General features: G+C 71.2%; 19 protein-coding genes. 9 read left to right on the plus strand and 10 right to left on the minus strand.

All coding sequences use genetic code 11. From position 1 onward, the window contains the following. Positions 1 to 131: 131 nt before the first annotated feature. The 3 genes from ACIQ7M_RS29905 to ACIQ7M_RS29915 all read right to left on the minus strand — a co-directional run bounded on the left by ACIQ7M_RS29905 (position 132) and on the right by ACIQ7M_RS29915 (position 3,598). Positions 132 to 1,571, minus strand: a complete 1,440-nt coding sequence (locus tag ACIQ7M_RS29905; protein WP_403650273.1) for a gamma-aminobutyraldehyde dehydrogenase — start codon at positions 1,569 to 1,571, stop codon at positions 132 to 134. Positions 1,572 to 1,588: 17 nt separating this feature from the next. Then, complete coding sequence (locus tag ACIQ7M_RS29910) at positions 1,589 to 1,990, minus strand: YybH family protein (RefSeq protein ID WP_403650275.1); 402 nt, start codon at positions 1,988 to 1,990, stop codon at positions 1,589 to 1,591. A 72-nt stretch (positions 1,991 to 2,062) separates the two neighbouring features. Continuing rightward, complete coding sequence (locus ACIQ7M_RS29915; RefSeq protein WP_403650277.1) at positions 2,063 to 3,598, minus strand: purine-cytosine permease family protein; 1,536 nt, start codon at positions 3,596 to 3,598, stop codon at positions 2,063 to 2,065. A 100-nt stretch (positions 3,599 to 3,698) separates the two neighbouring features. On the opposite strand from ACIQ7M_RS29915, the gene ACIQ7M_RS29920 reads away from it, so the two are divergent. Beyond that, the gene (locus ACIQ7M_RS29920; protein WP_403650279.1) at positions 3,699 to 5,156 is read left to right on the plus strand and encodes a PucR family transcriptional regulator; all 1,458 of its coding nucleotides are present in this window, start codon (positions 3,699 to 3,701) and stop codon (positions 5,154 to 5,156) included. A 70-nt stretch (positions 5,157 to 5,226) separates the two neighbouring features. On the opposite strand, the gene ACIQ7M_RS29925 is transcribed toward ACIQ7M_RS29920, so the two are convergent. Beyond that, on the minus strand, positions 5,227 to 5,859 hold the full coding sequence (locus ACIQ7M_RS29925; protein WP_403650281.1) for a TetR/AcrR family transcriptional regulator: 633 nt from the start codon (positions 5,857 to 5,859) through the stop codon (positions 5,227 to 5,229). A 79-nt stretch (positions 5,860 to 5,938) separates the two neighbouring features. Here ACIQ7M_RS29925 and ACIQ7M_RS29930 point away from each other — a divergent pair, with 79 nt between their 5' ends. Together ACIQ7M_RS29930 and ACIQ7M_RS29935 are read left to right on the plus strand one after the other, a co-directional pair. After that, positions 5,939 to 6,817 carry an ABC transporter ATP-binding protein gene (locus tag ACIQ7M_RS29930; RefSeq protein ID WP_403650283.1) on the plus strand — a complete coding sequence of 293 codons (879 nt, stop codon included), beginning with the start codon at positions 5,939 to 5,941 and terminating at the stop codon, positions 6,815 to 6,817. Then, complete coding sequence (locus ACIQ7M_RS29935) at positions 6,807 to 7,565, plus strand: ABC transporter permease (protein ID WP_403650285.1); 759 nt, start codon at positions 6,807 to 6,809, stop codon at positions 7,563 to 7,565. The genes ACIQ7M_RS29930 and ACIQ7M_RS29935 overlap by 11 nt, the downstream gene beginning before the upstream one ends. 72 nt (positions 7,566 to 7,637) lie before the next feature. On the opposite strand, the gene ACIQ7M_RS29940 is transcribed toward ACIQ7M_RS29935, so the two are convergent. Further along, complete coding sequence (locus ACIQ7M_RS29940) at positions 7,638 to 8,237, minus strand: TetR/AcrR family transcriptional regulator (RefSeq protein ID WP_403650287.1); 600 nt, start codon at positions 8,235 to 8,237, stop codon at positions 7,638 to 7,640. Positions 8,238 to 8,428: 191 nt separating this feature from the next. Between ACIQ7M_RS29940 and ACIQ7M_RS29945 the strand changes: the two genes are divergently transcribed. Continuing rightward, the gene (locus tag ACIQ7M_RS29945) at positions 8,429 to 9,448 is read left to right on the plus strand and encodes an aldo/keto reductase (protein WP_403650289.1); all 1,020 of its coding nucleotides are present in this window, start codon (positions 8,429 to 8,431) and stop codon (positions 9,446 to 9,448) included. Positions 9,449 to 9,569: 121 nt separating this feature from the next. Here the strand turns inward: ACIQ7M_RS29945 and ACIQ7M_RS29950 are convergent, their stop codons facing one another. From ACIQ7M_RS29950 to ACIQ7M_RS29960, 3 genes are all read right to left on the minus strand, one after another. Next, positions 9,570 to 11,927, minus strand: a complete 2,358-nt coding sequence (locus tag ACIQ7M_RS29950) for a discoidin domain-containing protein (protein ID WP_403650291.1) — start codon at positions 11,925 to 11,927, stop codon at positions 9,570 to 9,572. 99 nt (positions 11,928 to 12,026) lie between these two features. Further along, positions 12,027 to 12,422, minus strand: a complete 396-nt coding sequence (locus ACIQ7M_RS29955; protein ID WP_403650293.1) for a S26 family signal peptidase — start codon at positions 12,420 to 12,422, stop codon at positions 12,027 to 12,029. Positions 12,423 to 12,509: 87 nt separating this feature from the next. Continuing rightward, positions 12,510 to 12,845, minus strand: a complete 336-nt coding sequence (locus ACIQ7M_RS29960; RefSeq protein ID WP_403650295.1) for a hypothetical protein — start codon at positions 12,843 to 12,845, stop codon at positions 12,510 to 12,512. A gap of 392 nt (positions 12,846 to 13,237) precedes the next feature. Between ACIQ7M_RS29960 and ACIQ7M_RS29965 the strand changes: the two genes are divergently transcribed. The 3 genes from ACIQ7M_RS29965 (at position 13,238) to ACIQ7M_RS29975 (ending at position 15,820) form a co-directional block, all read left to right on the plus strand. Further along, on the plus strand, positions 13,238 to 13,948 hold the full coding sequence (locus ACIQ7M_RS29965; RefSeq protein ID WP_403650297.1) for a VanZ family protein: 711 nt from the start codon (positions 13,238 to 13,240) through the stop codon (positions 13,946 to 13,948). A gap of 68 nt (positions 13,949 to 14,016) precedes the next feature. Then, the gene (locus ACIQ7M_RS29970) at positions 14,017 to 14,724 is read left to right on the plus strand and encodes a response regulator transcription factor (RefSeq protein WP_403650299.1); all 708 of its coding nucleotides are present in this window, start codon (positions 14,017 to 14,019) and stop codon (positions 14,722 to 14,724) included. Further along, positions 14,717 to 15,820, plus strand: a complete 1,104-nt coding sequence (locus ACIQ7M_RS29975; RefSeq protein WP_403650301.1) for a sensor histidine kinase — start codon at positions 14,717 to 14,719, stop codon at positions 15,818 to 15,820. Before ACIQ7M_RS29970 ends, ACIQ7M_RS29975 begins: the two co-directional genes overlap by 8 nt. A 40-nt stretch (positions 15,821 to 15,860) precedes the next feature. Here the strand turns inward: ACIQ7M_RS29975 and ACIQ7M_RS29980 are convergent, their stop codons facing one another. After that, complete coding sequence (locus ACIQ7M_RS29980) at positions 15,861 to 16,451, minus strand: TetR/AcrR family transcriptional regulator (RefSeq protein WP_386987747.1); 591 nt, start codon at positions 16,449 to 16,451, stop codon at positions 15,861 to 15,863. 160 nt (positions 16,452 to 16,611) lie between these two features. Between ACIQ7M_RS29980 and ACIQ7M_RS29985 the strand changes: the two genes are divergently transcribed. After that, complete coding sequence (locus tag ACIQ7M_RS29985) at positions 16,612 to 17,064, plus strand: iron chaperone (RefSeq protein WP_403650304.1); 453 nt, start codon at positions 16,612 to 16,614, stop codon at positions 17,062 to 17,064. A 188-nt stretch (positions 17,065 to 17,252) separates the two neighbouring features. On the opposite strand, the gene ACIQ7M_RS29990 is transcribed toward ACIQ7M_RS29985, so the two are convergent. Then, on the minus strand, positions 17,253 to 18,662 hold the full coding sequence (locus tag ACIQ7M_RS29990) for a DEAD/DEAH box helicase (RefSeq protein ID WP_403650306.1): 1,410 nt from the start codon (positions 18,660 to 18,662) through the stop codon (positions 17,253 to 17,255). Between the two features lie 306 nt (positions 18,663 to 18,968). Between ACIQ7M_RS29990 and ACIQ7M_RS29995 the strand changes: the two genes are divergently transcribed. Beyond that, the gene (locus tag ACIQ7M_RS29995) at positions 18,969 to 20,612 is read left to right on the plus strand and encodes a sigma-70 family RNA polymerase sigma factor (protein WP_403650308.1); all 1,644 of its coding nucleotides are present in this window, start codon (positions 18,969 to 18,971) and stop codon (positions 20,610 to 20,612) included. Positions 20,613 to 20,665: the final 53 nt, after the last annotated feature.

Genomic DNA, 20,665 nt, shown 5'->3' on the forward strand with positions numbered 1-20,665 from the left:
CCCCGTGGGGGGGGTGGGTCGTCTTGACCGCCCCGCCCGCCCCGCAGGCCTCACTGTTACGTCGGCCGCCCCGCGGGTGGGGGGGGCGGGCCCCGCCCCCCCCCCCACCCCTCCGTCGTGAGGACGACCGGTCAGAGCGACGTCATGACGTGCTTGATCCGGGTGTAGTCCTCGAAGCCGTACGCGGACAGGTCCTTGCCGTAGCCGGACTGCTTGAACCCGCCGTGCGGCATCTCGGCGACGAGCGCCATGTGGCTGTTGATCCACACGCAGCCGAAGTCGAGCCTCTTCGACATCCGCATCGCCCGCGCGTGGTCCTTGGTCCACACCGAGGAGGCCAGCGCGTAGTCGACACCGTTGGCGTACGCGACGGCCTGGTCCTCGTCCGTGAACGACTGGACGGTCATGACCGGGCCGAAGACCTCGTTCTGGATGATCTCGTCGTCCTGCTTCAGGCCCGAGACCACGGTCGGGGCGTAGAAGTAGCCCTTGTCGCCGACCCGGTGGCCGCCCGCCTCGACGCGCGCGTGCTCGGGCAGGCGCTCGATGAAACCGGTGACCTGGGCGAGCTGGTTGGCGTTGTTGAGCGGCCCGTACAGCACGTCCTCGTCGTCCGGCTGCCCGGTCTTCGTCTCGGCCGCGGCCTTGGCGAGCGCGGCGACGAACTCGTCGTGGACCGACGCGTGGACCAGGACGCGGGTGGCGGCCGTGCAGTCCTGACCGGCGTTGAAGAAGCCGCCGACCACCAGGTCCTCGACCGCCTTCGTCAGGTCGGCGTCCTCGAACACCACGGCCGGGGCCTTGCCGCCCAGCTCCAGGTGGACCCGCTTGACGTCCTTGGCCGCGCTCTGGGCGACCTGGATGCCGGCGCGAACCGAGCCCGTGATGGAGGCCATCGCCGGGGTCGGGTGCTCGACCATCAGCCGGCCGGTCTCGCGGTCGCCGCAGACGACGTTGAAGATCCCCTGGGGCAGACCGAGCTCCTCCAGGACACCGCCGATGATCTCCGCGATCAGCACCGTGGAGGCAGGGGTGGTGTCCGAGGGCTTGAGGACCACCGCGTTGCCCGCCGCCAGCGCCGGGGCGAACTTCCACACCGCCATCAGCAGCGGGTAGTTCCACGGCGCCACCTGGGCGCACACGCCGACCGGCTCACGGCGGATGATCGAGGTCATGCCCTCCATGTACTCGCCGGCCGAGCGGCCCTCCAGCATCCGGGCCGCGCCCGCGAAGAAGCGGACCTGGTCGATCGCCGGGCGGAGTTCCTCGCTGAGGGTGAGGTGCAGCGGCTTGCCGGTGTCGCGGCTCTCGGCGGCGACCAGTTCGTCGGCCCGTGCCTCCATCGCGTCGGCGATCTTCAGCAGCGCGCGCTGACGCACGGACGGCGTCGCGTCGCGCCAGACGGGGAACGCGGCGGCCGCGGCCGCCATCGCCGCGTCGACGTCGGCCGACCCCGAGAGCGGCGAGGTCGCGTAGACGTCACCCGTGGTGGGGTCCACCACGTCGAGCGTCCGGCCGTCGACGGCATCCGCGAACGCGCCGTCGATGTAGTTACGGAACGTGCTGTTCATGGAAACGTCTCTCCTGGTCAGGCGGCGGTACGGGGCGACAGGTGCTCGTGGACGGCGAGCCAGGCGCCGTCCTCGGAGCGGGCGAAGACGATGGTCTCCCGCTCGTGGACCGTCTCCTCGCCGGCGTTGGTGGCGACCCGGGTCTCCACGTCGTGGGTGAAGACGGCGGTGTCGCCGAAGGGCTGGATCGACTGCGCGGACGAGGTGCAGCCGACGATGCGGAAACCGTCCTGCTCGACCCACTGCCGCCACAGGGCGCGGTACTCGGCCGTGGAGTTCAGCCGCTGCGGCGTGGTGTGGAAGACGAACGTCGCCTCCGGGGCGAAGGCCCCGAAGTAGTCGTCGAGGCGGCCCTCGGCGAAGGCGGCCACGAGCGCGTCCGCGGCGGCCCGGATCTCCTGCACGGTGCTGGTGCTCATGCTCGGCTCCTGGTCAGGGGCGCCCGGCGGTCAGGGCCGGGCGCCCAGTCTGTGGTGGGTGGCGGTGGTGGGTCAGACGGCCGCGGCGGGCTCGGCCGACTTCTCCTCGATGCCACCGGTGATCGGCGCGATCTCGGCGTCGGACGCCCCGACGAAGCGGGGGCCGGCGGGCCCGTACACGGCGCGCGGCTCGGGGAACAGGGTGAGCGCGGCGAGGTAGAGCACGACCGCGAGGGCCAGGCCGACCGGCAGCGAGATGTCCGCGCCGTTCGCGAGGTTGCCCAGCGGACCGACGAACTGGCCCGGCAGATTGGTGAAGAGCAGGGCCACGACGGCGCTGACGATCCAGGTGCCCATGCCGCGCCAGTTCCAGCCGTGCGCGAACCAGTAGCGGCCACCGCGCTGACGGCGGTTGAAGACCTGCAGTGCCTCGGCGTCGTACCAGCCGCGTCGGGTGACGTAGCCGAGCGCCATGACGACCATCCACGGCGCGGTGCAGGTGATGATCAGCGTCGCGAAGGTGGAGATGGACTGCGTGAGGTTGAGCGCGAAGCGGCCGAGGAAGATGAAGCCGATGGACAGGACACCGATGAAGAAGGTGGCCTGGACGCGGTTGAAGCGCGGGAAGACGCTGGCGAAGTCCAGGCCGGTTCCGTAGAGGGACGTCGTGCCGGTGGACAGGCCGCCGATCAGGGCGATCAGGCAGAGCGGCAGGAAGTACCAGCCGGGCGAGACGGCCAGCAGTCCGCCGACGTAGTTCGGGGCGGCCGGGTCGACGTACTTCGCGGCCTTCGTCGCGATGATCGACGCGGTGGCCAGGCCGAAGACGAAGGGCAGCAGGGTGGCGATCTGGGCGAGGAACGCGGCGCCCATCACCCGGCGGCGCGGGGTGTTCGCCGGGATGTAGCGGGACCAGTCGCCGAGGAACGCGCCGAAGGAGACCGGGTTGGAGAGCACGATCAGCGCGGCGCCGATGAACGAGGGCCAGAACAGCGGGTCGGCGGTCGAGGCGAAGGCACCCGCGTAGCCGGGGTCGAAGTCACCGGCGAAGGCGAAGGCGCCGAGCACGAAGAGGGCCGAGGCCGCAAGCACCGCGATCTTGTTGACCAGCAGCATGAAGCGGAAGCCGTAGATACAGACGACGAGGACGAGTCCGCCGAAGATCGCGTAGGCGATGCCGTACGTGACGTCCGTCTCGGGGACGTGGACCAGCCGGTGCGCGCCTCCGACGAGCGCGTCTCCCGAGGACCACACCGAGATCGAGAAGAACGCGATGGCGGTGAGCAGGGAGAGGAAGGAACCGACGACCCGGCCGTGCACGCCCAGGTGGGCGGAGGAGGAGACGGCGTTGTTCGTGCCGTTGGCGGGGCCGAAGAGCGCCATCGGGGCCAGCAGCAGCGCACCCGCGACCAGGCCGAGGACGGTCGCCGCGAGACCCTGCCAGAAGGAGAGCCCGAAGAGGATCGGGAAGGCGCCCAGCACACAGGTGGCGAAGGTGTTGGCGCCGCCGAAGGCGAGCCGGAACAGGTCGATCGGCCGGGCCGTGCGGTCCTCGTCCGGGATGCGCTCGACGCCATATGTCTCGATTTCGGTGACCGAGGTCGTCACGGGCCCTCCAATGTCCGTTAGTGCACCGTTCAAACGGTGGCCTCCACAGTGTGAGGCCCCCGGTGACCTGCGACAATGGTGTCCATCACAGATGCGTACGATGTCTTTTGTGGCCAGCGACAAACTCACCATCCAGGACCTGCTCTCCTCCCCGGCCCTCCAGCTCTCGCTGAAGGCGGGCGGCGGTCTGGACCGGGCCGTCTCCTGGGCGCACGCCAGCGAGCTCGTCGATCCGACGCCGTGGCTCCTGGGAGCCGAGCTGATCATGACCGCGGGCCTGGCGATCCCCCGTACGGCGGCGGAACAGCGCGCCTATCTGGAGCGGCTGGACGACGCCGGGGCGTCCGGTCTCGCGCTCTCGGCGCAGCTCCACATGCCCCCGCTGCACGACGCGTTCTTCCGGGCCGCGGAGGAGCGGGACTTCCCGGTCCTCGAAGTGCCGCTCGCCGTTCCCTTCATCGCCGTCGCCCAAGAAGTCGCGGCCTCGGCCCAGGAGGAGGCGCGGCACCGGCTGGGCGCGCAGCTCCAGGTCTTCGGCGCGCTGCGCTGGCTGGTCACGGAGCATCTCGACACCCCGACGCTCCTGCGCCGGCTCGAAGGCCTGTCGGGTTACGACGTCTTCCTGTGCACGCCTCAGGGCCGCCCGCTCCTGCCCGGGGTCCCGGTGCCGGACCCGGCCGTCCTGCCCCCGTCCGTCGACGCCCCGCCGACGATCCCCGGAGGGTTCGTCCTCCCGGTGCCGGCGCCCGGCGGCCCCGCCGGCTTCCTCGTCGCGTACGAGCGCGCGGGTGCCCGGCCCGCGGGACTCGCCGTCGTGCAGCACATCGCCACCGTCGCGGCACTGCGCCTGGCGATGGTGCGCAACGAACGCGAGACGCTGCGCCGCCAGGGAGCGGAGACGTTCGCGGAACTGCTGCAGGAGGTGCTCGACCCGGAGGCGGCGCGCCGTCGGCTCGCCCGGCACGCGATCGAGGGCGACGCCGTGCTCCTCATCGTGCGCCGCACCACCGACGAGGCGCTGCTGCGCTGCCTGGAGGACCGGCCCCATCTGCTGCTCACCCGGGGCGAGGACCGCTACGTCCTCGGGGCGCCGGAACTGGCGGCGGCCGTCGGTGAGCTGCCCGGAGTGGCGGCCGGGGCCAGCCGCCCCTTTCTGCCGGGCGGCGCGCTGAAGGTCGCCCAGCGCGAGGCGCTGTGGGCGGTGTCCCAGGCCATCGAGTCCGGCCGCGCCGTCGTCCACTACGGCGACGACGGGGCGGGCCGGTGGCTGCCGGACGATCCCGCCGTCCTGACGGCACTGGTGGAGCATGTGCTCGGCGGCGTGCTGCGGTACGACGAGAGCCATGACTCGCGCTTGCTGGTCTCGGCCCGCACCTGGATGGAGCGCGACCGCCGCACCGAGACGGCGGCCGCCGCGCTGCACATCCACCCCAACACCCTCGCCTACCGGCTGCGCCGCTTCGGCGCGCTCACCGACCGCGATCTGACGTCCACGGCGGCTCTGGCCGAGGTGTGGCTGGCGATCCAGGCGGCGGGAGCGCTGGGCCTCACCGACTGAGCGGCCGAGGGGTACGTACCGGTCCGCCCCGTGTGTCCGGGGTGCTGAGCTCGGTGTGTCGTGGTACGGATCATTCCTCGTGCCGCGCGACCGCCTCGACCAGTCGTGTGATGTCGGTGAGGTCGGCCTCGAACTCGGCGGTGAGGTCGAGGGGGAGGTCCAGCCACGGCCCGAGCGCGCTGTGTCCGGGGAGATCGCTGTCGTCGAGCCGGCCCCGACCGCCGCGCGGGTCGCCGACGCCCGGAGTGAAGCGGCCCGAGGCCTCGGAGGCGGCGAAACCGATGACGAACGTGCTGATCAGGCGCTCCAGCCGGGGCACCTGAGGCTCGGGGACCCCGGCTTCGATGAGCGCGGTGTAGATGATGTCCACCGCCCGCAGGCCGTCCGGGGTGACAGCCGGCCGCGAGAAGAGCAGGTGTGCGGCCCAGGGGTGCTCCTGGGTCACCTTCCGGGCCGCGTGCGCGAGAGCGCGCAGTCGTGCGTCCCACGTGACGTGCTCGGCGGGATCCGCAGGCAGCAACGCGGTGAGCAGCCGTCCGACCATGCCGTCCAGCAGCGCCGACTTGTCCTTGACGTGCCGGTACAGCGCCATCGGCGTCACCCCGACGCGATCGGCCAGGGCACGCATCGAGACGGCGTCGACCCCGTGCTCGTCGGCGATGGCCACGGCGGCGTCCAGGATCTCTTCCCGTCTCCCACTCATGGGTCTACAGTGTAGACGTATACGGTGTAGACGTGTACGGCGTATACACATGCGGCGCAGACCTGATGAAGGACGGATGATGCTGATCGCAGAGGGATTGGTGAAGCGCTACGGCGCTCGCCACGCGCTCGACGGGTTCGACCTGACGGTCCCGGCCGGGGAGATCGTGGGCCTGATCGGTCACAACGGCGCGGGCAAGACGACGTTCGTCGAGATCGTCGCCGGTCTCGTACGTCCCGACGCGGGCCGCGTCACCATCGGGGCGCTCGACGCGCTGCGGGACGGCCGGGCCGCTCGGCGCCTCCTCGGCGTGGCCCCGCAGGAACTCGCCCTGTACGGCGGCGCCACCGCCCGGGAGAACGTGCGGCTGTTCGCGGGGCTGGCGGGATTCCGCGGACGGCGCGGGGACGCCGAGATCGCCCGGGTCCTGGACGAGCTGTGCCTGACGGCCGCGGCCGACCACCCCGTCGCCGCCCTCTCCGGGGGCCAGCGCCGCCGGGTCCAGGCGGCCACCGCCATGGTCGGCTCACCGCCCCTCCTCCTGCTGGACGAACCGACCGCCGGAGCCGACCCGGAGACCCGCGCGGCCCTGCTGGCGGCGGTCAGGGACCGGGCCGAAGCGGGCGCGGCGGTCGTCTACACCACCCACTACCTGCCGGAGCTCGTCGACCTCGACGCCACACTGGCCCTGGCGCGGGCCGGACGGATCATCGCGCGCGGCACACAGGAAGAGCTCACCCGCCACCTGCCCGGCGAGCTCAGGGTCACCTTCGCCGACCCCGGCGAACCCGAGCTGCGCCGGCCGACCACGGACCCCGGAGCCGATCTGGCGGCCCTGCTCGCGTCCGGTCGTACACCCGTGTCCGTCGACGTCCGCCGGCCCGGACTGGACGATCTCTACCGGTCCATGGAAGCCGCGCGGACCGTGACGCGGACGGAGGTCCGCGATGCCGCGTGAATCCGTCGCCCGCCTCGCGGTGCTGGTCCGCCACAACGTGCTGCTGATGGCGCGCGAACCCGGGCCGGTCCTGAGCCGGATGATCCTCCCGCTCGTCTTCATCACCTTGCTGCGTCCGCTCTATCTGACCGGGCAGGGCCGCACGGCCGGAACGGAACAGGCGGTCGTCGGCACGCTGGTCACGTTCTCGCTGCTCGCGCTCAGCATCTGCGGCGGCGCGATCCTCACGGAACGGCTCGGCCGCACCTGGGACCGGCTGCGCGGAACCGCCCTGCGCCCCGCCGAGCTGCTGGTCGGCAAGGCCGTCCCGGCCTTCGTGGTCCTGCTCGCCCAGCAGTTCCTCATCGTCGGCTTCGCTGCGTGCTTCCTCGGTCTGCGTGTCCCGCACCCGTTCCTGCTGCTGGGCGTCCTGCTCAGCTGGGCCTGCGCGCTCCTCGGACTCGGCACCCTGCTCGGGGTGCTGGTCCGCAGCCTGGGCGCGCTCTCGGCCGCCTTCGACATCGGCGGCATGCTGATGAGCAGTCTCGGAGGGGCGCTCGTCCCGCTCGCCGCCCTGCCGGCCTGGGTCTCGGACGTGGCCCCCGCCTCGCCCGGCTACTGGGCCGCCCGCGGCCTGCGTGCCGCCCTGTCGGGTGACACGTACGCCGTGGCGGAGTCCTGCGGCACGCTCCTGGCCGTGGCAGCGGTCTGCGGTGCCGGGGCCTCGGTCCGACTGGCGGGCCGCGGTGGCCGGTTGGTGGCCCTCTAGGGCCTGTCTGACGATTCCTGTCTGCCCGGCGACGATGCGAATTGTCAGACAGGACCTGGACCCTGCGCGCGGTCAGGGTCCCTCGGTTCGGCGCAGCCCCGCGACGAGGGTCTCGACCAGTCGTCGCGCGTCGTAGCGGGGGTCGTTGTGGGCGCCGATGCACAGGTTGCCGATGCCGCGCATGAGTTGATAGGCCGTCAGGTCCGGTCGGATCTCGCCGGCTTCGGCGGCGGCGTCGAGGAGCCGGGTGCACACGGGGAGCAGCCGGTCGATGAAGTACTTGTGCAGGCTGTCGAACGCCGTGTTGTCGGGCTGAAGGACGGCGGCGAGCCCGTGCTTGGTGACGAGGAAGTCGACGAACAGGTCGATCCACCGTGACAGCGCGGTGTAGGGGGACGCGCAGTCGTTCAGCAGGGCCGGGCCCGCCTCGGCGCAGGCCTCGACCTGGTGCCGGTAGACGGCGACGATGAGGTCGGCCCGCGTCGGGAAGTGGCGGTAGATCGTGGCCGTACCGACGCCGGCCCTGGCCGCGATGTCGCGCACGGGTGCCTCGACGCCCGACGTGGCGAAGATCGCGGCGGCGGCGTCCAGCAGCGTCTCCTGGTTGCGCCGGGCGTCGGCCCGTCTGGGCCGGGCCGCCGCCTGTCCCGTGGTGTCGTCGCTGTCGTTCATCGCGCCCTTCCCTCTGCGGCCGGTCATCCAAGACGGAAAACGGAACGGTGTTCCGTATCGTCTTGCTAAGTGGGACAGTGTTCCGTATCGTCAAACGGGACGGTGTTCCGTTTGTTCATGATGGCAGACCGGGGACCCGGCGACCAGCCGCGCCGTCACCAGGCTTCACCCGTATCGAAGGAGGCAGGGACATGCAGTACCGCACCTTGGGCCGCACCGGTGTACAGGTCGGCTCGCTCGCGCTCGGCGCGATGAACTTCGGAAGGATCGGGCGCACGAGCCAGGACGAGGCGACCGCCATCGTCGACGCCGCCCTGGAGGGCGGGATCAACCTCATCGACACCGCCGACATGTACGGCGACGGGGAGTCGGAGGAGATGGTCGGCAAGGCCATCGCCGGCCGCCGCGACGACATCGTGCTGGCCACGAAGGCGGGCATGCCCATGGGGGAGGAGCGCAACCACCGGGGCTCCTCGCGCCGTTGGCTGATCACCGAGCTGGACGCCAGTCTGCGCAGGCTCGGTGTCGACCACGTCGACCTCTACCAGATCCACCGATGGGACCCGGCCACCGGCGACGAGGAGACGCTGTCCGCCCTGACCGACCTGCAACGCGCGGGCAAGATCCGCTACTTCGGTTCCTCGACGTTCCCCGCCCACCGCATCGTGCAGGCTCGATGGGCCGCCCGCGAGCATCAGGTGAGGCCCTACGTCACCGAACAGCCCAGCTACTCCATCCTGCAACGGGGGATCGAGGCCCATGTCCTGCCCGTGGCCGAGGAGTACGGGCTCGGCGTCCTGGCCTGGAGCCCGCTGGCCTCGGGCTGGCTGTCCGGCGCGGTCAGGAGGGGCCGGGAGATCACCACCAGCCGCTCGGCGTTCCTGCCACAGCGCTTCGACCTCTCCATCCCCTCCAACCAGGCCCGGCTCGACGCCGTGGAGCGCTTGGCGGTCATCGCGGAGGAGGCCGGGCTGACGCTGATCCAGCTCGCCCTCGGCTTCGTCACGGCGCATCCCGCCGTGACGAGCGCGCTCATCGGCCCCCGGACACCGGACCATCTGCGCAGCCAGCTCGCCGCCGCGGACACCGTGCTCTCCGCGGACGTGCTCGACGCCATCGACGCCGTCGTGGCCCCGGGGACCGACCTGGCCCCGCACGAGAAGTTCGACACCCCTCCGGCCCTGCTCGACCCGGCCCTGCGCCGCCGCTGACGGCCCGGTGGAACGGGCCTGACGACCCCGCCCGGGTCAGAGTTCCGGAGCGGGGCCGCCAGGAGTCCGTGCGCGCAACGGGGCGTGCCGGCCGGTGTGTCTCGATCGGCCGGTGCCTCGATCAGCCGGTGTACGCCTCGATCTCGGACAACTGCCCCGCGGGCCAGCCGGTGTTGCCCGTGACGAGCACGCGCAGATAACGGGTGGGGGTGCCGGACAGGGTGAGGGTCGTGGTGTTTCCGCTCGACGGGTCGAAGGTGTATCCCGCCGACGGCTTCAGGGTGGTGAACGTGGTGCCGTCGGTGCTGCCCTGGATGCTCAGCGTCTGGGTGCGCGTGGCCCACGCGGTCGCCGGCGGCAGCTTGAGGACGACGCGCTTGACCGCTTTGGCCGCGCCCAGGTCGACGGTGACGGACTGCGGGAAGGCGTTGTTGGCGCTCTCCCAGTAGCTGTTCGCATTGCCGTCCACGGCGTTGGCGGCGGGGTAGACGTCCGTGTGGCTCGACTCGGTGACCGGCCGGCTCTTCGCGAGGTTCACGGTGGGGTCGGTCGGCGGGTCCGTCGGAGGATCGGTGGGCGGGTCGGTCGGGGGCGTGGTGCCTCCGCCGGGTACGCCGCCGTTGGTCCACTGGGGAGCGGGCCAGTTGCCGGTGCAGGCCGGCGGGTCCGCGTACCAGCCGCTGTTGCCGGCGCCACGGGTGATCACGAAGCCGGAACCGACGCAGTTGTGGATCGGGTTGGACTGGGCGATGTGGGTCGCCGTCACGTTGGTGAAGGAGGCCGTGCCGGTCGCCTGGATCTGCAGGGCGTAGGTGCCCGCCCCGTCGATCCGGACGTTCTCGAAGTGCAGCCCCTTCGTCGCGCCCTCGATGTTCATGATGGCGGCGTAGGAGCTGTCGAGGATCTCGCTGTCCGTGATGTTGATCGTCGCGTCCAGGGCTTCGTTGAGGCCGCTGAACCAGACCGCGCCGACCCCGAACTGCCAGTTGTAGTCGTTGTTGCCGGTTCTGATCAGGGTGTTGCGCGCGGCCGTGGTGGTGCCCGAAACAGCCGTTCCTTGACCGGAGTTGACGCCGGGATAGCGGTTCGCGACGTGCAGGCCACCGCCGTTGGTGATGGTGTCCGCCATCACGTTGTCGGAGATGGTGATGTCCTTACCGCCGTACGTGACGATGTTGTTGGCGAGGATCGGCAGGATCACCGTGTTGAAGGTGAACTTGTTCTTGACGTTCGGGACGCTCTCCGCCCACATCGCCAGACCGTCGTCACCCGTGTTCCGGACGAACGTGTTGGTGACCGTGGAGTTGGTGACGCCCATGTGGAAGTTCACGCCGTCCGCGGTCTGGTCCAGGATGCGGCTGTTCTTGATGGTGAAGTTGTCCATGGGGCCGTCCATCCAGGCCCCGCACTTGGTGTGCTGCATCCACACGTTGTCGACCGTGGAGTTGGACAGCGCGCCACCGATGGCGTTCACCTGGTCGTCGTCGACGCGCTCGCGGATGTCGCCGATGATCGCGAAGTCCTTGAGGGTGACGTTCTTGCTGCCGCCCTGGTTCGCGTACTTCCCGTACACGCCCACGGCCTTCGACCGGTTCACCGGGTCACGGCCGGTGAGGACGCTGTACCAGGGACCCGCGCCGGCCAGCGTCACCTGGTCGACGACGATGTGGTCGCGCACCTGGAAGGTGCCCTGGGGGATGTAGACGGTCTTGCCCTGGGCCTTGCCCGCGTCGACGGCCGCCTGGATCTTGGCCGTCGAGTCGGCCGCGCCGGTCGGGTCGGCCCCGAAGTCGCTGACGACGTCGAGGGCTCCGGACGGCTTGCCGATGGGCGCGCCCACCTGCTCGAAGTCGGCGAGGTCGATGGTGAAGGACGGGGAGGCGCTCGTGGACGACACCTGGAGGCGCACCTTGGTCCCGGCCGGCAGCGTCGAGCCGAGCAGGGTGCGGGTCTCGTCGTAGAAGTGGTGGGGGTTGGTGTCCCCGGGGTTGTTGTTGAACGGATAACCGCCGTAGTACCAGCCGTACTTGGAGGTCACCGGCACCGACTTGAGCTGGGTGCCGTTGATCTTCAGGTCGAGGCCGGCGTCGCGGCCGGTGCCCGCCGCGTTGTCGGGCAGCGAGTAGCGGAACGACATCGCGTCGGCCGGGGCGGTCAGCGTGAACTCGACGTACTCGCCCGTCGCGTCCAGCGTCACGGCCTGGCGGCCGGACGCCTCGGACGGGAGATGGCCGTAGAGCCGGTCCGGGCCGATGAGGGTGCCGTTGGTGGCGGCGTACTCGGCCTCCTGTTCCTTGAAGGGGACGGCCGCGCCCCGGCCGGAGATCCCGACGGGGGAAGGGGCGGGTACACCGGCGGCGACGGCGTGGGGGGCCACCGCGACCGCGACGACGGTGCCGGCCGCGGCGAGTGCCAGCGACAGCGACAACGCCGTGCCGCGGCGCGTGAATCTGCCTAGGGGAGAGGGAGTCACAGGCATGCGTCCTCAGGGCTCGTGGGGTGAGCGGACGCAAGAAGGCTAGGAGTGGAGGCAAGAGAAGTCCATGAAGCTGCGCAAGATTGATACAGACTCTCGCAATTATTCGACGGTCTCGTCTTTGGGGCGATCGTCACCGTCGGTCCCGGCCGTCTGCCCGCCCTTCGGCCCGGCTGTCGGCACCTTGGCCGCGGCCCCCGCCCGGGGTGTCCCGTCGACCGCGACGCAGATGCCGAAGACACGGTCGTGCCCGGTCCAGCCGTTGACGTGCCCCCGGTTGTTGCTGATCTGCACCCGCTTCCTCGCGGCTTCGAGCGACGACACCAGATGCAGGTACACGGTGCCGGCGACCCGGGCGAGGACGATGTCACCGATCGCGAGCTTCGAGGTGTCGACGGGAGCGATGGTCACGAGCTGACGGCTACGGATCAGCGGGACCATCGAGGCGCCGCTCGGCCGGAACTCCACGGTCTGCCCACTGGCAACTCTGGCTGCCACGCTGTCCAATGCGCCCATACGAGGAGCGTGACAGCCCCGGCGGGCCCGGCCCACCGATTTTCGACCCGGGGCCGGGGCGGAACCGGGTCAGCCGGCCGCGGGTCGCCGGAGTTCGCGGCGTGTGGTGAGCCAGTGCCCGGTGACGAAGAGCAGACCGATCGTGGCGGCCACGGTGAACAGGGCGAACGAGGGGAACTCGTCGTCGCCGTCCGGGTAGCGGTCACCGCACAGCCGGGTCAGCCGAGGCCGCTCTCGGGCTGCCTCCAGACACGCCCGAGTCCCCTTCGGCGGAAGGGGATAGCCGCCGTTCGGCACCTTGCGAACGGTGTAGCGCCGGCCCGCCACGGTGTACGCGATCTCGTCGCTCTTCTCTCCCTTGCCGGTCGGGACCACCACGCGGATGACGACACCCGTGACCCGCATCCCGGTGTCGTCGAGCAGCTCGGCCTGTCGCCAGCCGCATCACGCCTCCGCCGAGGCCGACGCAGACGGCGAAGACCGCTGCGGCCACCACATGCATCCTCGCCCTTGGGGTCCGTATCCGCGGAGTCCTCAACGGCCGCTCACACTCAGTCGCGTGGGCCGACGTCTGCCCGGGCCGCTCCTGCGGGCGGGCGAAGCGGTGCACGACCCCGCCTCCGTCGAGCGCTGCGGCGATTCTGGCAGGGCCGGCCTCCGACCGGAGGACCCCCGGTGCCGGCCGATTCGGCATGGCGAAGGGCGGAAAACGACAGCGCGCCCCTGGGCTCGATGTATCGCGGGTGTATCGAAAACCGCATACGCCCCCGCAACCGGCGACCCCTTTCACTCGGAGCATGAGCCACAACACATCCTCGCCTGCATCGTTCCGCCGCACGCTCAGGTTCGTGCTTCTCGGGCTCGTCCTACTCGCTCTGACGAGCGGTCTGTTCGCCATCCGGCGGATGCTCCTGATGTCGGCCCCGCGGTGCATGGCCGGGCACTGGCACGGCTGCTACGACACGTTCAACGGTGTGGTGCTCATGACGCTGGTCGCGGTGCCCCTGGCCGTGCTGGTGGCGTGGGCCCTCGCGTCCTGGAGGCAGCGCGCCGGACTCGGTTCGGCAGTGGCCTGGCGCAGGTCGCTGGCCGAGGTGGGCATGGTCCACGGCACGGTGCCGTTCCTGTGGCTGACGATGATGCCGGGCCTCGCGCCCGGCGTCGCTCCCCGCCGGGTGAGCCTGGTACCGCTGCGGGACCTCGTCACCATGGGGGCAGGCGGCATTATCGGCAACCTGCTCGTCTTCGCGGCGCTGGGGTTCTTCGCCCCGATCCGGTTTGCGGCGCTCGCGTCCGTGCCGCGGATCCTGGCGCTCGGCGTGGGCTGTTCGGTCGCGGTCGAGATCGCGCAGTACGTCCTGTGGCTGGACCGGGTGTCCTCCGTGGACGACGTCCTGGTCAACGCCACCGGCGCCCTGCTGGCCGGGCTCGCCTCGCGCCGCTGGTGGCGCACGACCGACCAGGCGCCGTCGGACCGGCCGCACCCCGCCCGGGCGCCGGTGGGCTGAACCGCGGCCCGGTGCGCACCCGCCGTCGGGATACGCCGACGATACGGCGTGCTGCTTAGGCTTCGGACATGCGTGTACTGATCGTGGAGGACGAGCCCTACCTGGCCGAGGCCGTCCGGGACGGTCTGCGGCTGGAGGCGATCGCCGCCGACATCGCCGCCGACGGCGACTCCGCCCTGGAACTGCTCGGCGTCAACTCCTACGACCTCGCGGTCCTCGACCGCGACATCCCCGGCCCCTCCGGCGACGAGGTCGCCCGGCGCATCGTCGCCTCCGGCAGCGGCATCCCGATCCTCATGCTCACCGCCGCCGACCGGATCGAGGACAAGGCGTCCGGATTCGGGCTCGGCGCCGACGACTACCTCACCAAACCGTTCGAGCTGCGGGAGCTCGTCATGCGGCTGAGGGCGCTCGACCGCAGGCGCGCCTACGCCCGGCCACCGGTCCGCGAGATCGCGGGCCTGCGGCTGGACCCGTTCCGCCGGGAGGTCTTCCGCGACGGACGTCATGTCGCGCTCACCCGGAAGCAGTTCGCCGTGCTGGACGTCCTCGTCGCCGCCGAGGGCGGTGTCATCAGCTCCGAAGAGCTGTTGGAGCGGGCCTGGGACGAGAACGCCAACCCGTTCACCAACGCCGTCCGCATCACCGTCTCCGCGCTGCGCAAACGACTCGGCGAACCATGGATCATCGCCACGGTGCCCGGTGTCGGCTACCGGATCGACACCGGCGCGGACACCGGCGGGGACGACACACACCCAGGTGACACACATGGATAGACACCCGGGGCGCAGTGCCCGGCTGAAGCTCACGCTCAGCTATGCCGGATTCCTCTTCGTCGCCGGCACGCTCCTGCTGGTCGTGATGTGGGTGTTCGTGCTGCGCTGGCTGCCGACGGCCGACCCCCGGCTCATCCAGAAGACGTACGGCGCCGTGATCATCGTCGGGCCCAGCCGCTCCGACCTCCTGCGCGGCTTCGCCCCCGCCGCGGCCGTCTCCCTGGGCTTCCTGCTGGTGTTCGGCCTCATCGGTGGGTGGATCCTCGCGGGCCGGATGCTCTCCCCCCTCACACGGATCACGGACGCGGTACGGACGGCCGGGAGTGGGTCGCTGTCCCACCGGATCCGGATGAAGGGCCGCCAGGACGAATTCCGGGAACTCTCCGACGCGTTCGACTCGATGCTCGAACAACTCGAGTCCAAGGTCGCCGAGCAGCAGCGGTTCGCCGCGAACGCGTCCCACGAGCTGCGCACCCCGCTGGCGATCTCACGGACACTCCTGGACGTCGCCCGCAAGGACCCCACGCGGGACCGGGACGAACTCATCGAGCGCCTGGACGCCGTCAACACGCGGGCGATCGACCTCACCGAGGCACTCCTGCTCCTCAGCCGCAGCGACCGCGGGGACGTCCCCCGCGAGGACGTCGACCTCTCCCTCGTCGCCGAGGAAGCCGCCGAAACGCTGCTCCCCCTCGCCGAACGGCGCCGGATCACGCTCGACGTCACCGGCGGGGCGGCCCGTACCAGCGGTTCCGCGGAACTCCTGCTGCGGATGGCGACGAACCTCGTCCAGAACGCCGTCGTCCACAATCTCCCCGACGGTGGCACCGTGACGGTCCACACCGGCACGGACGGGGACACGAGCGTGCTGCGGGTCGAGAACACGGGCCGCGTACTCCCGCCGGAACGGGTGGCGACCCTCACCGAACCGTTCCAGCGAGGAACGGAACGCGTACGCACCGACGAGCACGCCGGCGTCGGTCTGGGCCTCGCCATCGTGGCCGGCATCGTCCGCGCCCACGACGGATCCCTCGAACTCGTTCCCTGCGCCGAGGGCGGCCTCGTCGTCACGGTCCGGCTGCCGGGCGCGGCCTGAGCGGCCTCTCCGAGCGGGCTCACCGCGGGGCGATGCCCCTTCAGCCGGTGGTTCCGTAGGCGGCCATGAACATGTCCACGAGTCCGTCGACCGCGTCGGTGTCGATGGGGCGGGTCGACAGCAGGCTGCGGTAGTACAGCGCGCCGCACAGCACCTCGGCCGCGAACTCCAGGTTCGCTTCGGCCTTCAGTTCGCCGGCGCGCTGGGCGCGGGTGATCCGGTCGAGGGTGCTCCGCTCGACGGTGGCCAGGAAGCGTTCGTGCAGGGTCGCCCGAAGCGCCGAGTCGCCTTGTGCCTCGGCGATGACCGCGCGGTAGACCGGGCCGATCGGCGGGGCGGAGAGGGCCGCGCCGGAACGGTGGAACTGTTCACGCAGATCCTCGCGGACGTTCCCCGTGTCGCGGTAGTCCAGGTCGCTGGTCCACACGCGGCTGAGCGCGTCGAGCAGCAGTGCCGCCTTCGACGGCCAGCGCCGGTAGATCGTGTGCTTTCCGACTCCGGCCCGGCGGCCGACCGCCTCGATGCTCAGACCCGCGTACCCGACCTCCGCGGCCAGATCGAGCGTCGCCTGGAGCAGCTCCTCGGTGCGCTCGGCACCTCGACGCCGCGGCGCGGCGGGCGGTTCCGTCATGAGTGCAGCCTATCGGCACGCACCGTGCCGTTGACAACGCGGGGGCCACGCGGAATATTCGGACCACATCGGCACGGTGCGTGCCGATGTGGTCGGGTGGCGGATCGCCGCCGGCGTGCACACGATTGCGGACAACGGATCCTCTAGGGGGAGTTCTGTCATGAGCAGCACGGAAAGTGGTCGGCACGAGGGGTTCACGGCCGAAGAGCGGGCCGCGATGAAGGACCACGCCAGGGAACTGAAGAAGGAGGCCCGCCGCGGTTCACGCGCGGACAAGGCGGCTGAGGCGGAGCGGGACGTCCTCGCGAAGATCGCCGAGATGGGGGACTCCGACCGGATCATGGCCGAGCGCGTCCACGCCGTCGTCACCGCCGGCGCTCCGGTTCTCGCACCGAAGCTCTGGTACGGGATGCCCGCCTACGCGCTGGACGGCAAGGTCGTCTGTTTCTTCCAGAGCGCGGAGAAGTTCAAGGCGCGCTACGCGACGCTCGGTTTCAGCGACCAGGCGAAGCTGGACGACGGCACGATGTGGGCCACCGCGTTCGCCCTGACCGAGCTCACCGCCGAGGTCGAGGCGAGGATCAGCGCGCTCGTGAAGCAGGCGGTGAGCTGAGGAGGCACCTCACCACGGCACCCGGCTCGCTTCACGGTGGTACCTGGCTCGCTTCACGATGGCGCCCAGCTCGCCTCGCGGCGGGCCCTGCTCGCCGGGGAGTTGGGGTCGGAGGCCGACATTCGCCGACCCGTCTTCGGACGAGGGGGGCCGCCGCGGCGCGGTCACCCGGGGAAGCGGGAACCGCCTCAGCGGCTCTTGCGTACCCGGGCGGCCGCGCGGGCTTCCGCGGCCTTGCGGGCGTCCGCGGTCTTGCGTGACTCCTTGGCGGGCCGCCCGGGACGCGTTCCGATCCCCCGGAAGGGCGCGTTGCCCGTCGGCTTCGGTCCGGTCGGCGGGCGCCTGGCCCCGGTGATGGCGGTGAGCGCCGCCTCGCCCGAGCGCACCTGCGTGACGATCGGCCGGATGCCGGCCTCGGACATCAGACGGTTCACGTCGCGCCGCTGGTTGGGGGTGACCAGGGTGACCACCTTCCCGGACTCCCCGGCGCGCGCGGTGCGCCCGCCGCGGTGCAGGTAGTCCTTGGCGTCGGCGGGCGGATCGACATTGACGACGAGGTCGAGCGCGTCGATGTGAATGCCACGGGCGGCGACGTTGGTGGCCACCAGTACGTTGATCTCACCGTTCTTGAACTGGGCGAGCGTGTGCGTGCGCTGCGGCTGCGACTTCCCGCTGTGCAGGGCCGAGGCACGGATGCCACTGGACCGCAGGTGACGGGTGAACTGGTCCACGGCCGCCTTGGTGTCCAGGAACATCAGCACCCGGCCGTCCCGTGCGGCGATCTCGGTCGCCGTCGCGTACCGGTCGGCGCCGTGGATGTTCAGCTGGTGGTGTTCCATCGTGGTGACCGAGCCGGCCACCCGGTCGACCGAGGCCACGACCGGGTCGTGAAGGTATTTCCGCACGAGCTGGTCGACGTTGCTGTCGAGCGTGGCCGAGAACAGCAGCCGCTGACCGTCGGCGTGCACCTGGTCCATGAGGTCCGAGACCTGCGGCAGGAAGCCCAGGTCGCACATCTGGTCGGCCTCGTCCAGCACCGTGATCCGCACCTGGTTCAGGAAGCAGTCCCGGCGTGACACCAGGTCGGTCAGCCGTCCCGGCGTCGCGATGAGCACCTCGACGCCGGTCCGCAGCAGCGCCTGCTGCCGGTTGATCGACAGGCCGCCGACGACCGTCCCGAGCCGTACGTCCAGAGTCTGCGCGTACGGCTCCAGCGCGTCGCTCACCTGCTGCGCGAGCTCCCGGGTCGGCACCAGGACCAGCGCCAGCGGCCGCTTCGCCTCCGCCCGGCTGCCCGCGGTCCGGGCGAGCAGAGCCAGCCCGAAGGCCAGCGTCTTGCCCGAGCCGGTCCGTGCCCGGCCGAGGACGTCGTGTCCGGCCAGCGCGTTCGGCAGGGTCGCGGCCTGGATCGGGAAGGGTTCCGTCACCCCGAGCCCGGTCATCCTGGCCACCAGTTCCGCCGGCAGACCGAGGGCGTCGAAGGACGCTGCGGGAGGCAGTTCCGCCGAGCGGGACGAGGGTGCCGTGACGTCGCTCGGCGGCGCCGGCCGGTCGGCGCCGGCGTCGGAGAGTCCAGGGGCCGGCGGCTTCGCGTTCATGGGGAACCTTCCTCAGTCTGACGCCCGGAACGCCCCGGGGCCCGTACCACTCGGCACGGGCCCCGGCGACTTCGAAGCGTGCTCCCCATTTTACCAGTGGGCACTTGGCCGTCGGCCCGGCCCGGCGGCCGGGCCGGGCCGGGCCGGAAGCCGACGCACCCCGATGTGACCTTCTTCATTGCCATCGGCATCCCCGTGTGGGAAGCATCTCCGCAACGAGTCTCCGAAGAACTGTTATTCGAGGTTCCGCGGGCGGTCTCCCATGCAACGGCAGCATCGTGCGGAGTCGAGGACGGGGAAGATTTCATGAGGAGACAGCACGCGGTGGAGCCGGCGGCACTGGTGATCGCCGCCCGGTCGGGTGACTCGGCGGCTCAGGACGCCCTGGTGAGCGCCTATCTCCCCTTGGTCTACAACATCGTCGGACGCGCGCTGAACGGCTCGGTCGATGTCGACGACGTCGTGCAGAACACCATGCTCCGCGCCCTGGACGGCCTGGACGGGCTGCGTACGCCGGAGAACTTCCGCTCCTGGCTCGTGGCGATCGCGATGAACCAGGTCCGGGCGCACTGGCGGGACCGGCAGCTCGCCCCGGACGGAGTGGAGGAGGCGGAGGAACTCGCCGACCCCGGCTCCGACTTCGTGGACCTCACCATGATGCGGCTCCAGCTCTCCGGCCAGCGCCGGGAGACCGCGCTGGCGACACGCTGGCTCGAACCCGACGACCGGGGCGTGCTCTCCCTGTGGTGGCTGGAATGCGCCGGTGAGGTGACCCGGACCGAGGTGGCCGAGGCCCTGGAGCTGTCGCCGCAGCACGCGGCGGTCCGAGTGCAGCGGATGAAGGCGCAGTTGGAGACGGCTCGTGTGGTCGTACGGGCGCTCGCCGCCCGCCCGCCGTGCGAGGAACTGCGGGGTGTCCTCGCCTCCTGGGACGGCCGGCCCTCGGCGCTGTGGCGCAAGCGGATCGCCCGGCACGCCCGCGACTGCGTGCGCTGCTCGGGTCTGTGGAGCGGACTGATGCCCGCGGAGGGGCTGCTGGCCGGTCTGGCGCTGGTCGCGGTGTCGCCGGGGCTGGCCGCGGCGCTGAGCGATGTCTCCGGCGGGATGGCCGCCACGGGCTCGGCGTCACGGACGTCGGCCGCCGGCCACGGGGACGCGGGCGCGTCGGGGGCCGGGCACCGGGTGCCGGGTGCGCGATCGGCCGCGCGCGGCGAGGCGCGTCGGCGCCGACAGATGCGGCGCAGGGCGCTGGGCGGCGCCCTCGTGGCGGTCTGTGTGGCGGGTGGCGGCTTCTGGTACCTGGACACGGGACCCGGGACGGGCACCGACGAGGCGGCTCCCTCGCGCACCGCGGGCGACTCCGTCAGAGACCTCGCGGCACCGGACGCCTCCCGCACCTCGCCCTCGGCCAGTGCCACGGCATCGGCCTCGCCGTCGCCATCGGCGTCGAAGAAGGCGAAGGCGTCCAGGACGGCCCGTGCGGCCGAGCCGAGCAAGTCGGCCGGGGCCGCCTCGGCCGCGCCGACCCGGCGGGCCTCCGGGGTGGCCCAGGCGCAGTCGGCCCCCACGACCACCGTGGCGCAGGTGGTCGCGCTGGTGAACAAGGAGCGGGCGACGGCCGGCTGCGGACCCCTCACGGAGGATCCGCAACTGGAGGACGCGGCTCAGGCCCACTCCGACGACATGGCCGCACGTGACTTCTTCGAGCACACCAACCCCGACGGTGCCGACCCCGGAAAGCGCATCACCGCCGCGGGCTACCAGTGGTCCACGTACGGCGAGAACATAGCCATGGGTCAGCAGACCCCCGAGTCGGTGATGGAGTCCTGGATGAACAGCCCGGGCCACCGGGCGAACATCCTGAACTGCTCGTTCAAGAACATCGGGGTGGGTGTGCACAAGGGGTCGGGCGGTCCCTGGTGGACGCAGGACTTCGGCGCGAAGCTGTGATGCCCGGTACGGGGACTCAGCCCCGGGCGTGAGGTTCGCCGGCCGTGGACGTG

Origin of the sequence: Streptomyces sp. NPDC096324 (assembly GCF_044763015.1) — a bacterium.
Lineage (GTDB): Bacteria > Actinomycetota > Actinomycetes > Streptomycetales > Streptomycetaceae > Streptomyces.

What these genes read in the sequence shown, in the direction of transcription:
- ACIQ7M_RS29905 (WP_403650273.1), bottom strand. Translation starts at nt 1,571, where the DNA reads ATGAACAGCACGTTCCGTAACTACATCGACGGCGCGTTCGCGGATGCC.
- ACIQ7M_RS29910 (WP_403650275.1), bottom strand. Translation starts at nt 1,990, where the DNA reads ATGAGCACCAGCACCGTGCAGGAGATCCGGGCCGCCGCGGACGCGCTC.
- ACIQ7M_RS29920 (WP_403650279.1), top strand. Translation starts at nt 3,699, where the DNA reads ATGTCTTTTGTGGCCAGCGACAAACTCACCATCCAGGACCTGCTCTCC.
- ACIQ7M_RS29925 (WP_403650281.1), bottom strand. Translation starts at nt 5,859, where the DNA reads ATGAGTGGGAGACGGGAAGAGATCCTGGACGCCGCCGTGGCCATCGCC.
- ACIQ7M_RS29930 (WP_403650283.1), top strand. Translation starts at nt 5,939, where the DNA reads ATGCTGATCGCAGAGGGATTGGTGAAGCGCTACGGCGCTCGCCACGCG.
- ACIQ7M_RS29935 (WP_403650285.1), top strand. Translation starts at nt 6,807, where the DNA reads ATGCCGCGTGAATCCGTCGCCCGCCTCGCGGTGCTGGTCCGCCACAAC.
- ACIQ7M_RS29940 (WP_403650287.1), bottom strand. Translation starts at nt 8,237, where the DNA reads ATGAACGACAGCGACGACACCACGGGACAGGCGGCGGCCCGGCCCAGA.
- ACIQ7M_RS29945 (WP_403650289.1), top strand. Translation starts at nt 8,429, where the DNA reads ATGCAGTACCGCACCTTGGGCCGCACCGGTGTACAGGTCGGCTCGCTC.
- ACIQ7M_RS29950 (WP_403650291.1), bottom strand. Translation starts at nt 11,927, where the DNA reads ATGCCTGTGACTCCCTCTCCCCTAGGCAGATTCACGCGCCGCGGCACG.
- ACIQ7M_RS29960 (WP_403650295.1), bottom strand. Translation starts at nt 12,845, where the DNA reads ATGCGGGTCACGGGTGTCGTCATCCGCGTGGTGGTCCCGACCGGCAAG.
- ACIQ7M_RS29965 (WP_403650297.1), top strand. Translation starts at nt 13,238, where the DNA reads ATGAGCCACAACACATCCTCGCCTGCATCGTTCCGCCGCACGCTCAGG.
- ACIQ7M_RS29970 (WP_403650299.1), top strand. Translation starts at nt 14,017, where the DNA reads ATGCGTGTACTGATCGTGGAGGACGAGCCCTACCTGGCCGAGGCCGTC.
- ACIQ7M_RS29975 (WP_403650301.1), top strand. Translation starts at nt 14,717, where the DNA reads ATGGATAGACACCCGGGGCGCAGTGCCCGGCTGAAGCTCACGCTCAGC.
- ACIQ7M_RS29980 (WP_386987747.1), bottom strand. Translation starts at nt 16,451, where the DNA reads ATGACGGAACCGCCCGCCGCGCCGCGGCGTCGAGGTGCCGAGCGCACC.
- ACIQ7M_RS29985 (WP_403650304.1), top strand. Translation starts at nt 16,612, where the DNA reads ATGAGCAGCACGGAAAGTGGTCGGCACGAGGGGTTCACGGCCGAAGAG.
- ACIQ7M_RS29990 (WP_403650306.1), bottom strand. Translation starts at nt 18,662, where the DNA reads ATGAACGCGAAGCCGCCGGCCCCTGGACTCTCCGACGCCGGCGCCGAC.
- ACIQ7M_RS29995 (WP_403650308.1), top strand. Translation starts at nt 18,969, where the DNA reads ATGAGGAGACAGCACGCGGTGGAGCCGGCGGCACTGGTGATCGCCGCC.